Origin of the sequence: Microbacterium sp. LWO12-1.2 (assembly GCF_040675875.1) — a bacterium.
GTDB lineage: Bacteria > Actinomycetota > Actinomycetes > Actinomycetales > Microbacteriaceae > Microbacterium.
Genome location: NZ_JBEGII010000001.1, coordinates 1,787,784 through 1,800,765 on the forward strand (window position 1 = coordinate 1,787,784; position 12,982 = coordinate 1,800,765).

Sequence of the window (12,982 nt, forward strand, 5' to 3'; positions counted from 1 at the left end):
CCGGCGCGGGGCGACGGGGTCAGACGGCGCCCGGCCCGTTGCCCATGTCGAACTTCCCCGCTCCGCGCTGCATCGCGATGACTTCGGTCAGTGTCGACTCGTCGTCCGCCGCGGGGTTTCCTCCGCCGACGATCGCCGAGACCTTCGGCGAGCGCCGCGTGCGGATCTCGACCCAGCGCGCGATGCCCGAGAGGATCAGGCACATGATGATGTAGATGCCGCCGATGACGAACGCGGACTGCAGGATCGGACGCCCCTGCTGCGAGGTCAGCTGCTTGGCGTAGTACAGCAGCTCGGGGTACGTGATGATGAACCCGAGAGCGGTGTCCTTCATCGTGACGACCAGCTGGGCGACGATGACAGGGAGCATGGCCCTGATGGCCTGCGGGAGCAGGATCAGACGCATCACGCCGCTCTTGCGGAGTCCGATCGCGTAGCCGGCTTCCTTCTGTCCACGCGGGAGGGATTCGATGCCGGCGCGCAGCACCTCGGCGAGCACCGAGCCGTTGTAGGCCATGAGCGCGATGACGACGGCCCAGTACGGGTCCATCTTCACCCCCACCACGGGGAGGCCGTAGTAGAGCAGCATCATGAAGACCAGCACCGGCACCGCGCGGAACAGCTCGGTGATCGCGGTCACGGGGATGCGCACCCACGCGTGCTCCGAGAGCCGACCGATCGCGAGCGTGAATCCGAGGATGATGCTGAGCACGGCGGCCAGCGCGAAGGCGGCCAACGTGTTGCCCAGCGCCTTGAGGATGCCCATCCACACGTTCGAGAAGGTGAAGACGTACCACTTCTCCGAGGAGAACTGCCCGGTCTCGAACATCCGCAGGATCACGAAGCCGACGATGGCGAGCACGACGGCGATCGTGACGATGGCGAGGATGCGGTTGCGGGCGATCGCCCGGGGGCCGGGGACGTCGTACAGTACGGAGCTCATCGCGCGATCCTCCATCGGTTCTCGAGATGGCGTTGCAGCCAGCTCATCAGCAGGACCAGCACCACGAACACCACGGCGACCCAGAGCAGGACCTCCATGGGGTTCCCAGGGCGGTCGGCGGAGTCGTTGATCGTGGAGCGGAGGGCCGCGAGTTCGGCGATCGAGAAGCCGGCCGCAACGGTGGTGTTCTTGAGGAGCGCGATGAACACGCTCATCATCGGGGGCACCACCGAGCGGAAAGCCTGGGGCAGGATGACCAGCGTCATCACCTGCCCGAACGGCAGCCCGATGGCGCGGGCGGCTTCGGCCTGACCCACCGGGACGGTGTTGATGCCGGCGCGCAGCACCTCGGCGACGTAGGTGGCCGTGTAGATGCCGATCGCGAGGATGCCGAGCACGGTGTTCGACAGGTCCGGCAGCCCGAGCTGCGGATAGCCGAACACGAAGAAGAAGAAGACGAGGGTCAGTGGAGTGTTGCGCACGATGTTGACGTACAGCGTGCCCACGCCCCGGGCGATCGGGATCGGAGAGACGCGCATGGCGCCGACGATCATGCCGAGCACCAACGCGATGATGCCGCCGATGAAGAAGACGAGCAGCGTGTTGCCGATCGCCTTGCCCCACAGGTCGAGGTTGCCGAAGATGACGTCCACGCCACCCTCCCTTCTTCAGGCTGGGTGGGGCGGCCTCTGTGGAGGCCGCCCCGTGTCAGATCAGTACGCGTCGACCGCGGGCTGCTCGACCTCGATGCCGGAGGAACCGAGGTTCTTGTCGAAGATGGCCTGCCAGATGTCGCCGCCGTCGGTGAACAGCTCGTTGATGTGCGCGCGCAGCACGTCATCGCCCTTGGCGAGTCCGACACCGTAGTTCTCCTCGGTGAACAGTCCACCGGTGACCTTGACGTCGTCCGGGTACTGGGCCGCGTAGCCGATGAGGATCGCCTGGTCGGTGGTGACCGCGTCGACCTTGCCGTCGATCAGGTCCTGGACGCAGGCGGAGTACAGGTCGTACTCCTGCGTCTTGATGTCGGGGAAGTTCGCCTTGATGTTCTGGATCGGCGTGGAGCCGGTCGCCGAGCAGACGGTCTTGCCGTTGAAGTCCTCGAGCGCCTCGGCATCGTCCGCGTCCGCCGCGACCAGGAGTCCCTGACCGGTGACGAAGTAGGGACCGGCGAAGTCGATGAGTTCCTTGCGCTTGTCGTTGATCGAGTAGGTGCCGACGTAGTAGTCGATGTCGCCGTTCACGATGGCCTGCTCGCGGTTCGCCGAGGCGATCGGCTTGAACTCGATCTTGTCCTCGTCGTAGCCGAGCGATGCGGCGATCCAGCGGGCGATGTCGACATCGAAACCGGTGCGCTCCCCCGAGGTCACATCGAGGTAGCCGAGACCGGGCTGGTCCTCCTTCACGCCGACGACGACCTTGTCGCGCTCCTTGATGGCGTCGAACGTGGGGCTGCCTTCGAGCTGCACGTCCGTGGCGACCTCGAACCAGGTGCTCTCCTCGCCGCCTTCCTCACCGCCGGTGCCTGCTCCGGGGCTGGACGGCGTGCCGCTGTTGCAGGCCGTGAGTGCCAGCAGCGCCGTGGCTGCGATGCCGATGCCTGCCAGTGTCCGTGTGCGTCGCATGTGCGTCTCCTTCGTGTGCTGTGTGTGCAGGGTCTGGGGTGCGATCAGTGCGTGAGGAGCTTCGAGAGGAAGTCCTTGGCGCGATCGCTCTTCGGGTTCGTGAAGAACTCCTCCGGAGTGGCCTCTTCCACGATCCGGCCGTCTGCCATGAAGACGACCCGGTCGGCGGCCTTGCGGGCGAAGCCCATCTCGTGGGTGACGACGATCATCGTCATGCCGTCGTGCGCGAGGTCGACCATCACGTCGAGGACCTCGTTGATCATCTCGGGGTCGAGCGCGCTGGTCGGCTCGTCGAACAGCATCACCTTGGGCTGCATCGCCAGCGCGCGGGCGATCGCCACACGCTGCTGCTGACCGCCGGAGAGCTGGGCCGGGAGCTTGGAAGCCTGCTTGGCGATGCCCACACGTTCGAGGAGCACCATGGCCTCCTTCTCGGCATCCGCCTTCTTCATGCCACGGACCTTGATCGGACCGAGCGTCACGTTCTCGAGGATCGTGAGGTGCGCGAAGAGGTTGAACGACTGGAACACCATGCCGACATCGGCACGGAGGTTCGCGAGCCCTTTGCCTTCGGCGGGGAGCTCCTTGCCGTCGATGCGGATCGAGCCGCTGGTGATCGTCTCGAGCCGATTGATCGTGCGGCAGAGCGTCGACTTGCCGGAACCGGACGGGCCGATCACGACCACGACCTCACCGGAGTTCACCGTGAGATCGATGTCGGTCAGTGCCTGGAAATCGCCATAGTGCTTCTGGACGTTCTCTACCACGACGAGGGCCGTACCTGAGGTCATCATTTCTCCAAACTAGCCACGCGGTGGTGCTCGCTCCACACAAACGGGGCGAGATTTACACGTTCGTAATGCCGAGGACGCCGGTGATCGACGTGCGGGCACAGGTGTCCCGCGGACCGTCCCTCACGGGCCGCGGGACCCCCGCAGCTGGTGCGATCGTCCCCCTGGCGTCGCAGTCCAGCGTGCGCCCGAACGGGCGCGAACACGTCGGATCCGAGGGAGGGAGAACGCCTCTGCCTTGATGTGCGGCACGAACTCAGTGGCATCGGGATTCTCCGTCGAATCGAGGTGATCGACATCAGAGTGACAGAGCCCGAGTGCTCTGTGAGAGTTCTTGAGTATTTCTTGAGGAGCGGGTGCGCGCTCTCAGCGCCGGGTCTCGCGGTAGTACTCCACCGCGCCGGGGTGAAGATCGACAGGGGCCGTGAAGATCGCCTGTCGGCGGTTCAGCAGCGCGGCGGCTGGCACCTCCACCGCAATGCGCGAACGGGCGTCGAACAGCGTCCTCAGCACATCGCGCACCACCGCGTCCGGCGTGGACTCCGCCGTGACGAGGTAGTTCGGCACGGCCATCGTGGGCGCCGGTGCCGTGAGCCCGTAGGTGCCGGCCGGGAAGTCCGCCGTGCGATAGACATCGGAGTAGCGGTCGTTGACCGCGTTGACCCACTCCTGCTCGACCGGGAGCAATCGCACCGGCAGATCGGATGCGAGGTCCTGGATACCGGGGGTCGGCAGACCGCCCACCCAGAAGAAACCGTCGATGTCCGACTCCTCCATCGCGCGGATCGACTCCTGCAGGTCCAGCTGCGGGTTCCGCACCGACGCCACGTCGACCCCGGCTGCGTCGAGCACGCGACGGGCGATCACGTTCACCCCCGAGCTCTCCGCCCCCAGCGACACGGTCTTTCCCGCGAGATCCGGGATGCCCTCGACATCCGAATCCGCACGCACCACGATGTGCACGTACTCGTCATACAGCCGCGCCACCGTCCGCACCGGAAGCGGATCGTGGAACGCTCCGACGCCGGCGACCGCATCCGCCGCCGCGTCGCCCTGCGCGAAGCCGAGCAGCGCTTCACCGCTGCCCACCTGCAGCAGGTTCTCGACGGAGCCGTCGGTCTCCTCGACTGCCGCGCGGACGCCGAGCGCGTCCGAGAGCTCGGCGGCGAGGTGGCTCCCGTAATCGAAGTAGACGCCGGTCGAGCCCCCGCCGGCGATCACGGCGGTGTCATCTCCCCATTCGCTCGCCCGCGGCGTGCACGCGCTCAGGGCCGCGACCAGCACCGCAGCCGTGATGACTGCCAGGACCCGCCTCCCTGCGGCGCTCATGCGATCACCCCTTCCGGCACTCGCAGCGCGACCATCAACCCGCCGCCTTCGGGCGATGAGACCGACAGCTCCGCACCGATCGACGAGAGGAGGTCGGTGGCGATCGCGAGCCCCAACCCCGAGCCCGGTGTATCGCCGCTGTCGGCGCTGCGCCAGAATCGGTCGGTCGCGGAACCGACCTGGTCCTCGGGAAGTCCGGGACCGTGGTCGCGCACGGTGATCACGGCCGTGTCGGCCTCACGGTGCGCGCCGACCTCGATCGTGCCCTCATCCGGCGAGAACTTGACGGCGTTGTCGATCACCGCGTCCAGGGCACTCTCCACGATCGTGCGATCCGTCACGCTCACGACCGCGTTCTCGCCGACGGCGCGGAACGCGATGCCGCGCTGAGCGGCGACCTCGCGCCACGCGTCGGCGCGCCGGGCTGCCACGACCGCCAGATCGACGGCGGAGAACATCGAGTCCGCCTGCCCTCGACGTGCGAGCCCGAGCAGCGTCTCGAGGATGCGGGCCATCCGCCGCCCCTCTTCTCGGGTCTCCTCCACATCACCCTGCCACTCGGGACCGAGCCCGGTCGAGAGGTGTTCGACGCGCAGCAGCAGGGCGTTGAGAGGGTTCCGCAGTTCATGGGAGGCGTTCAGCGCGAACTCCTGTTGCCGCGCCAGCACACGTTCGATCTCTTCGGCCATGCCGTTGAAGACACGGGTCATCCGTCGCAGCTCCGGAGGGCCGGTGTCCTCCGAGACCCGCGCGTGCATCTCGCCGCGCTCGATCGCGATCATCGCCTCATCCAGACGGCGCACCGGCGAGAGCACCCAGCGCGCCAGCTGGAACACGAGCAGCACGCCCAAGACGATCGACACGACCGCGATCGCCCCGAGCACCAGCATCTGCTGCAGGATGGCGGCACGTGGCGCCTCGACGTCGGCCGTGATCATGACAGCACCGATCACATCGCCGTCGTCGAACACCGGTTCCACCATGCCCGTGTCGGGGATCACCCAGGGGAACGCCGGTTCCGGTGCCTCCGCCCTTCGCCCCGAGAGCGCCAGGCGCACGCGCTCGGCCTCATCATCGGCCAGGACCTCGAGGCCGGGATCGCTCATCGCCCACGCAGCGCCCGTGAGGTCGAACACGACCACCTCGATCCCGTACACGTCCTGGAAGCGTCGGGCCTCCCCCTCGATCACGGTCGCACTCCCCGAGCTGAGCGCCTGCCGTGCGCTGGTCACGAAGTAGCCGAGGTCGCCCAGCTGCTCGGTGTAGAGCGCCTGCTGGATGCTGCGCGCCGCGCTGAGCCCTGTAGCCCCGCCGAGCGAGAGCAGGATGGCGATCAACGGCACGAGGAAGACGATGACGAGTCGGGTGCGCATCGCTCAGGCGCCCGCCAGCCGGTATCCGACTCCCCGTACGGTCTCGATCAGCGTGCGTTCTCCGGTCTTGCGACGGATCGCGCCGACATGCACCTCGAGCGAGTGCCCGAAGCCGCGCCAGTCGGTGTTCCACACCTCGCGGATGAGCCGTTCCTTGGGCACGGCGACACCGGGATAGCGTGCCAGCACCGCGACGATGTCGAACTCCTTGCGGGTGAGCTCGACCGGCACCTCGTCGATGAGGAGCTGCCGGGCGACGAAGTCGATCTGCACCTCCCCGTCGTGCACCACGATCCGCGCATCGGAGTCCGGTCGCACCGCACGTGAGCGCCGCGTGACCGCTTCGATGCGGGCCAGCAGCTCATGCACGTCGTAGGGTTTCACGACGAAGTCGTCGGCGCCGGCGCGGAGGCCCTTGATGCGCTCGGTGACCTGGCTCCTCGCCGTGACGACCACGATCGGCACGTCGGAGCGACCGCGGATCCGCCGGCACAGATCGATGCCGTCGACATCGGGCAGGCCCAGATCCAGCAGCACCACCTCGGTGTCGGCATCGAGGAGATCCAGGGCCTGAGCGCCGTCCGCAGCGCGAACGGTCGCATAGCCGGAGCGTGCGAGGAAGGCATCGAGAGCAGCGGCGACGCGTTCGTCGTCCTCCACGATCAGAATCCTCATCGATCCTGTCTCTCGTCGCGCAGCTCAGCCCGCAGCAGCGCGCTGGGCGAAAGCACTCTCATACAGGCAGACGCTGGCGGCGGTCGCCAGGTTCAGGGATTCCGCGCGACCGAAGATCGGCAGCTTCAGCACGCGGTCCGCGAGCTCCAAGGCCGTGTCCTCCAAGCCTCGGGCCTCGTTGCCGAACAGCCAGGCGGTGGGCTCCGCCAGCACACCGTCGGCACGCGCCGCGAGCAGGTCATCGCCCTTGACATCGGCCGCGAGGATGTTGAGCCCTGCCGCGTGGGCACGGTCGACGACATCAGCCAGATCAGCGGCGACGGAGACCGGCAAGTGGAACAGCGAGCCTGTCGTCGCGCGCACCACCTTGGGGTTGTAAGGGTCGACGGTGCGACCGGTCAGCACGACGGCGTCCGCCCCTGCCGCATCGGCCGCGCGGATGATCGTTCCGAGGTTGCCCGGATCACGCACCTCCTCGCAGATCGCGACGAGTCGAGGGCGTGCGGCGAACACGTCGCGCACGGATGTCGGCATCTGTCGGACGACCGCGATCAGCCCCTGCGGGGTGACCGTGTCTGCCATCGCGTTCAGGACGTACTCGGTGACGTACTCGACGTCGATGTCGGCATCCGCAGCGTTTGCACGGATGTCCGCATGCTTCTCCCAACCTGTCGGCGTCGCGAACAGCTCGACGATCGACTCAGGGCGGTAGGTGAGCGCTTCGCGCACGGCCTGCGGACCTTCGAGAAGGAACAGACCTGTCTCGGTACGCGCGCTGCGCTTGGTCAGCTTCGCGACAGCACGGACTCGGGGGGACCGGGGGTTCTCCAGCACGTGTCACAGTCTAAGAGGCGCGAGGCGCCCGAAACGCCAATCCGCGCTCGACGCGGCACGGGGACGACGAAGGGCGCCCTCCCGAAGGAGAGCGCCCTGAGCAGCGTCTGATGCTTACGCAGCCGACTTCGGCGCGTTGACGTCGGAAGGCAGAGCCTTCTTGGCCGTCTCGACCAACGTCGCGAACGTGGCTGCATCGTTGACCGCGAGGTCGGCGAGCATGCGACGGTCGACCGTGACACCCGCGAGGCCGAGGCCCTGGATGAAGCGGTTGTAGGTCATGCCGTTCAGGCGAGCCGCAGCGTTGATGCGCTGGATCCACAGACGGCGGAAGTCGCCCTTGCGCTTGCGACGGTCACGGTACGAGTAGACCAGCGAGTGGATGACCTGCTCTTTGGCCTTGCGGTAGAGGCGCGAACGCTGACCGCGGTAACCCTTGGCGCGCTCGAGGATGACCCGGCGCTTCTTGTGGGCGTTTACTGCCCGCTTGACTCTTGCCATTTTCCTATGTTCCTATTCGTGCGTCGGGCGCGTCAGCGGCCGAGAAGCTTCTTGGCGACCTTGGTGTCAGCCTTCGACAGCACCTGGTCCTGGTTCAGACGACGGGTGCGACGGCTCGACTTGTGCTCGAGGTTGTGGCGCATCCCGGCCTGCTGCTTCTTCAGCTTGCCGCTGCCGGTGATCTTGAAGCGCTTCTTAGCACCCGAGTGGGTCTTCTGCTTCGGCATCTTCTCTTCCTTCGTCATGCGCCTTCTCAGGCGACGTTGTCAACCCGCGGTGCGGGAGTCTGGGGGCGGGAGTTACTCCGCGGGAGCCTCAGCCGGAACATCCGACTCGCTCTTGGCGTCACGGGCAGCCTGCTTGTTCGCAGCGCGCTGTGCGTCACGCACGGCGTTCTGCTCCTGCTTGGCCTCGGACTTGCTCTTCAGCGGAGCCACGACCATGACCATGTTGCGGCCGTCGATGGTCGGGTTCGACTCGACGGTTCCGAACTCGGCGACGTCCTCGGCGAACTTGCGCAGCAGACGAACACCCTGCTCTGGACGCGACTGCTCACGACCGCGGAACAGGATCATGGCCTTGACCTTGTCGCCGGCCTTGAGGAAGCCCTCGGCGCGCTTGAGCTTGGTCGTGTAGTCGTGCGCCTCGATCTTCAGACGGAAACGGACCTCTTTGAGGATCGTGTTCGCCTGGTTGCGACGCGCTTCCTTTTCCTTCTGGGCGGCCTCGTACTTGAACTTGCCGTAATCCATGATCTTGACCACGGGCGGCTTCGAGTTGGGGGCGACCTCTACGAGGTCGAGGTCGGCTTCCTGCGCAAGGCGCAGCGCCGCCTCGATGCGGACGACGCCGATCTGCTCACCCGCGGGGCCGACGAGGCGGACCTCGGGGACGCGGATGCGCTCATTGGTGCGGGGATCGCTGATGCGGAACTCCTTAGACGATGTGTTTCGGCCACCGTGACGCTGTCTGCATCACGGGCGAAATCGGAATCGTCCCCACCCACCGGCATTCAGACGCCGGCTCTGCACCCTGCCTGCCGGTTCCCTCGTACGAGCGGAGCCGGTGGAGTACAAGACCCGGTAGCCTTGAACGGCAAGCGCGGGTGGGAAGTGAATCCTCTTTCGGTCCAGAGCATAACGCTCCGGAGCCCGGCAAAGTCTAACAGAAAGCAAGGCGAAGTGACGACTCAGGGCCACGAGGCAGACCGCGAGCGGGAAGAGCGCTGGGCACGGCAGGAGGAAGCAGCGGCATCCGCCACCCGTGACATCGCCGATGTTCCGGCCGTCGAGGTGATCACCACCGCCGCCGTGCACCTCATGAGTGCCGCAGCCGTGAAGCTCGGCCTCGCCGACGAACCCGATGCGGCGGCGCAGCTCGACCTCGATGAGGCGCGCAAGCTCATCAACGCGCTTGCCGGCCTCATCACCGCCGGTGCTCCGGAGATCAGCGACATGCACGCGCGGTCGCTGCGCGATGGCCTGCGGTCCCTGCAGCTCGCTTTCCGCGAAGCCTCTGTCATCCCCGACCCGATCGGCAAGGGTCCGGGCGAGAAGTGGACCGGGCCGGTCAACTAGGTACGTCGGGTTGCGCGGGCCGGGACGCCGCTTCCCTCGCAGAACGGGGACCCTCCCGCTTCGCGGGCCCCTCCCGATGCTCGCTCCCGCGACGTCCCGACCCGCTCCGCGGTCGCCCTCGTTGAGGCCGGTGGGAGCAGCAGAGGGCTTCTATGCGCTGCGGCGGAGCTTGACGGTGAGCGAATCGGCCAGGACGGCGATACGGTCATCGGCGGCCCAGCGCTGCGCCAGGCGGGACAGCACGGCGTCGAGCACCTCGCGCTCCAAGCCGTCGACCAGTTCCAGGATCACGACGAGCTCGGGGCCGCGGAGGCGGGCATCCGGATCCCCCGAGGCGACCGCCACATCGATCACGGCGAGCTCGTGCGCGACGCTCTCCTGGAGCGCGGTGTACACCTCGGCGGAGAGGAAGCTCGGCTCCCAGGTATGCCCCTGGGCGATCGCCCAGACCGCAGGTCGCCGGAAGACGAACTCGGTGTCGGATGTCGGATCGAGCACGATGAGGTCGGTGTCCTCCGCGGACGCCGCCAGGGCAGCCCGAAGCGCCTCGACCGGGATCGGTCGTGCCGCGGGATCCCACTTCTGCATCGCCTCGACGGAGGAGAACACCGGCTGCACGCGACGCCCGTCCGGGGCTGCGACGGTCACGATCGACAGTTCCTGCGTCTTGTCGACAGCCAGACCGCTCGGCGCGATGCCCTCCTCGCCCTTCTCGGCGATCAGCGGGATCAGCACCCGTGCGGAACGGAAGGCATCGACGACCTCGACCTGACTGCCCTCGCCTGCACGGAAGCGCAGGAGGGCGGCGAGCAGTGCGGGGTCGGCGGAGCCGTCATCCTCCGCATGCGGGTTCGACTCGAAGCTGCGCCCCTCCCAGGGGACGCCCGCGGAGTCCCCGCGGTTCGCGGCAGCGTGCCCGTGGTCACCGTGACCGCAGGCGTCGTCAGTCCCCTGCGACATCCAGCGCCTCGGCCAGCGTGAACGCACCGGCGTAGAGAGCCTTGCCGACGATCGCGCCCTCGATGCCGAGCGGCACGAGCTCGCGCAGCGCCGCGATGTCGTCCAGATTCGAGATTCCCCCGGAAGCCACGACCGGCTTCGGGGTGCGCGATGCGACCTCGCGCAGCAGTTCGAGGTTCGGTCCGCGCAGCGTGCCGTCCTTGGTGACATCGGTGACGACGTAACGGCTGCATCCGGCGTCCTCGAGGCGGTCGAGGACCTCCCAGAGGTCACCACCCTCCTTGGTCCAGCCGCGTGCTGCCAGAGTCGTGCCTCGCACGTCGAGACCCACGGCGATCGCCTCGCCGTAGCGTCCGATCACGTCGGCGGCCCACTCGGGGTTCTCGAGAGCCGCGGTTCCGAGGTTGATGCGGGTCGCGCCGCTCTCGAGCGCCGCTTCGAGGGTCGCATCGTCGCGGATGCCACCGGACAGCTCGATGTTGACACCGCGGTACTGCTTGATGACCTTGCGCAGGATGGGGGCGTTGCTGCCGCGACCGAACGCAGCGTCGAGGTCGACGAGATGGATCCACTTCGCCCCCTGCGACACCCACTCCCCTGCGGCATCCAGCGGGTCGCCGTAGTTGGTCTCGGTGCCGGCCTCGCCCTGCGTGAGGCGAACGGCCTTTCCACCGGCGACGTCGACGGCCGGGAGAAGCGTGAGTGAGGGAGACTGCGCGAAGTCGTTCATGGGTTCCTAAGGTGAGGATTCAGATCAGCGGTCCGAGCACACCCGTCACGGACGCACGAGAACCGAGAGTATCGCGACCCTGGTCACCCTCCAAATGCAGGGGAAACGTGACGGAAACGCACGGGATAGGCTGAGTCATCATGTCCGGACCCCACGAAGAAGCCACACCGGGTACCGGCGCGCGTCGACGCGACGATCAGCCCCCGCTCGTCGAGTCTGTCCCGCTCTTCTCGACCGACGCCCCCGCGGTTCCTCCGCGGCCGGCGACGGCACCCACGCCACCGGCTCAGCCGCCGTACCGCCGTACCCGTGCAGAGGCCCGCGAAGACCGCGCCCCGCAGCCATCCGCACCTCCGCGCCCGCTGCCGCCGGCGCCGGTGACGCCGCCCACGGGGACGTCACCGGCATCCCAGGTCGCCGTGCCGGCCACGGCCCCCACCGACACCGTCCCCCGCCGCCCGCTCGCGCCCGGCCCCGCGGGTGCATCGACCTCACCGACGGCCGTGCCCCGGATGCCCGCGGCCCCGACGCCGGGGCTTCAGGCACCCACGCCAGGGATTCAGACACCGACGCCGCCTGTCGTCCCGGCCTCATCCAGATCCGCGCCACCCGCACCTGCACCCTCGGTGCCGGCGTCCTCGGCGCCTGGGCCTGTGCCGTCGACCCCGGCACACATCGAGGCGGAATCACGTCGTGAGCAGCGGGTGCGCGAACGGGACTCGTTCCTGCAGACCGAGCGCCCCGAGGAGCCGGCCCGTGAGGGCGCCCGCGGCGCGCTCAACCGCCTCGGCCTGCGCATCCGTCCTTCGGCGGACGAGCAGTCGGCTCGTGACGACGAGCTCGCGGTGAGTCAGCACTGGCCAGGACCGCGCACGATAGCGGTCGTGAACGGCAAAGGGGGCGCCGGGAAGACCCCGACGACCATCCTGCTCTCCGCCGTGTTCGCCCGCTACGGCGGCGCCGGAGTGCTCGCGTGGGACAACAACCAGACGCGTGGCACGCTGGGCTGGCGCACCGACACGGGAGCGCACGATCGCACGCTCCTCGAGCTGCTCCCGGAGTCTCAGCGACTGCTGGGCACCGGAGCGCAGTCCGCTGATCTTGCGCATTTCATGCACCATCAGCCCCGCGAGAAGTACGACGTGCTGCGCTCGAAGCCGATCAGGCTCGCTCACGAGAACCGGCTGAGTCCGACGGACGTCGACGCGATCCACTCCGTCGCGGCGAAGTTCTACCGACTGATCGTGATCGATTCCGGCAACGACGAGTCGGACCCGATGTGGTTGCGGATGATCGACCATGCAGACCAGCTCGTGATCGCGACCACGACGCGCGCGGATCACGCCGAAGCCGGAGCCCTGCTCATCGAGGCACTCGAGGAACGAGACGAGAGGTCCGCGCGGCTGGCGCGTCAGTCCGTCGCCGTGGTCTCCCAGGCCGATCCGAAAGCGACGGCTGCCGAGCTCGATCACGTCACCAACGGCTACCGCTCCCTGTCACGGGAGGTCGTGAGCATCCCGTTCGATCACGAGATGGTCGACGGCCCGCTTCGCTACGGCGCATTGCACAAGCGCACCCAGCGGGCGTGGCTGTCTGCAGCAGCAGCCGTCGCCCGCGGTTTCTGAGCCGTCGAACTCCTCAGGC

General features: G+C 67.7%; 15 protein-coding genes. 2 read left to right on the plus strand and 13 right to left on the minus strand.

The window, feature by feature from the left end; translation table 11 throughout:
- Nucleotides 1–19: 19 nt before the first annotated feature.
- From MRBLWO12_RS08545 to infC, 11 genes are all read right to left on the minus strand, one after another.
- Complete coding sequence (locus MRBLWO12_RS08545) at nucleotides 20–943, minus strand: amino acid ABC transporter permease (protein ID WP_363554533.1); 924 nt, start codon at nucleotides 941–943, stop codon at nucleotides 20–22.
- A complete protein-coding gene (locus tag MRBLWO12_RS08550) occupies nucleotides 940–1,596 on the minus strand; it encodes an amino acid ABC transporter permease (RefSeq protein ID WP_363554535.1) in 657 nt (218 codons plus the stop codon). Before MRBLWO12_RS08550 ends, MRBLWO12_RS08545 begins: the two co-directional genes overlap by 4 nt.
- Before the next feature lie 60 nt (nucleotides 1,597–1,656).
- Nucleotides 1,657–2,568, minus strand: a complete 912-nt coding sequence (locus tag MRBLWO12_RS08555; protein ID WP_363554537.1) for a glutamate ABC transporter substrate-binding protein — start codon at nucleotides 2,566–2,568, stop codon at nucleotides 1,657–1,659.
- A 44-nt stretch (nucleotides 2,569–2,612) separates the two neighbouring features.
- Nucleotides 2,613–3,362: an amino acid ABC transporter ATP-binding protein gene (locus MRBLWO12_RS08560; RefSeq protein ID WP_414685461.1), complete on the minus strand. Its 750-nt coding sequence runs from the start codon at nucleotides 3,360–3,362 to the stop codon at nucleotides 2,613–2,615.
- A gap of 363 nt (nucleotides 3,363–3,725) precedes the next feature.
- Nucleotides 3,726–4,688, minus strand: a complete 963-nt coding sequence (locus tag MRBLWO12_RS08565) for a TAXI family TRAP transporter solute-binding subunit (RefSeq protein WP_363554539.1) — start codon at nucleotides 4,686–4,688, stop codon at nucleotides 3,726–3,728.
- The gene (locus MRBLWO12_RS08570) at nucleotides 4,685–6,061 is read right to left on the minus strand and encodes a sensor histidine kinase (RefSeq protein ID WP_363554541.1); all 1,377 of its coding nucleotides are present in this window, start codon (nucleotides 6,059–6,061) and stop codon (nucleotides 4,685–4,687) included. The genes MRBLWO12_RS08565 and MRBLWO12_RS08570 overlap by 4 nt, the downstream gene beginning before the upstream one ends.
- 3 nt (nucleotides 6,062–6,064) lie before the next feature.
- On the minus strand, nucleotides 6,065–6,736 hold the full coding sequence (locus tag MRBLWO12_RS08575; RefSeq protein WP_363554543.1) for a response regulator transcription factor: 672 nt from the start codon (nucleotides 6,734–6,736) through the stop codon (nucleotides 6,065–6,067).
- Nucleotides 6,737–6,760: 24 nt separating this feature from the next.
- Nucleotides 6,761–7,570, minus strand: coding sequence for a TrmH family RNA methyltransferase (locus tag MRBLWO12_RS08580; protein ID WP_363554545.1), 810 nt, complete (start codon nucleotides 7,568–7,570; stop codon nucleotides 6,761–6,763).
- Nucleotides 7,571–7,684: 114 nt separating this feature from the next.
- Nucleotides 7,685–8,071 (minus strand): 50S ribosomal protein L20, encoded by a 387-nt coding sequence (rplT, locus tag MRBLWO12_RS08585; protein ID WP_141871361.1) that lies wholly within the window; start codon nucleotides 8,069–8,071, stop codon nucleotides 7,685–7,687.
- A gap of 32 nt (nucleotides 8,072–8,103) precedes the next feature.
- Nucleotides 8,104–8,298, minus strand: a complete 195-nt coding sequence (rpmI, locus tag MRBLWO12_RS08590) for a 50S ribosomal protein L35 (RefSeq protein WP_017828564.1) — start codon at nucleotides 8,296–8,298, stop codon at nucleotides 8,104–8,106.
- Between the two features lie 72 nt (nucleotides 8,299–8,370).
- Nucleotides 8,371–8,997, minus strand: a complete 627-nt coding sequence (gene infC / locus MRBLWO12_RS08595) for a translation initiation factor IF-3 (RefSeq protein WP_363558565.1) — start codon at nucleotides 8,995–8,997, stop codon at nucleotides 8,371–8,373.
- A gap of 255 nt (nucleotides 8,998–9,252) precedes the next feature.
- Between infC and MRBLWO12_RS08600 the strand changes: the two genes are divergently transcribed.
- The gene (locus MRBLWO12_RS08600; RefSeq protein ID WP_247630687.1) at nucleotides 9,253–9,648 is read left to right on the plus strand and encodes a DUF1844 domain-containing protein; all 396 of its coding nucleotides are present in this window, start codon (nucleotides 9,253–9,255) and stop codon (nucleotides 9,646–9,648) included.
- Between the two features lie 150 nt (nucleotides 9,649–9,798).
- Here MRBLWO12_RS08600 and MRBLWO12_RS08605 read toward each other — a convergent pair whose 3' ends face one another.
- Both MRBLWO12_RS08605 and priA read right to left on the minus strand, forming a co-directional pair.
- Entirely contained in the window at nucleotides 9,799–10,608 is an 810-nt protein-coding gene (locus MRBLWO12_RS08605) for an SseB family protein (RefSeq protein ID WP_363554547.1), read from the minus strand.
- A complete protein-coding gene (priA, locus tag MRBLWO12_RS08610; protein WP_363554549.1) occupies nucleotides 10,592–11,338 on the minus strand; it encodes a bifunctional 1-(5-phosphoribosyl)-5-((5-phosphoribosylamino)methylideneamino)imidazole-4-carboxamide isomerase/phosphoribosylanthranilate isomerase PriA in 747 nt (248 codons plus the stop codon). The genes MRBLWO12_RS08605 and priA overlap by 17 nt, the downstream gene beginning before the upstream one ends.
- Before the next feature lie 653 nt (nucleotides 11,339–11,991).
- Between priA and MRBLWO12_RS08615 the strand changes: the two genes are divergently transcribed.
- Nucleotides 11,992–12,963, plus strand: a complete 972-nt coding sequence (locus tag MRBLWO12_RS08615) for a MinD/ParA family ATP-binding protein (protein ID WP_363554550.1) — start codon at nucleotides 11,992–11,994, stop codon at nucleotides 12,961–12,963.
- Nucleotides 12,964–12,982 lie beyond the last annotated feature (19 nt).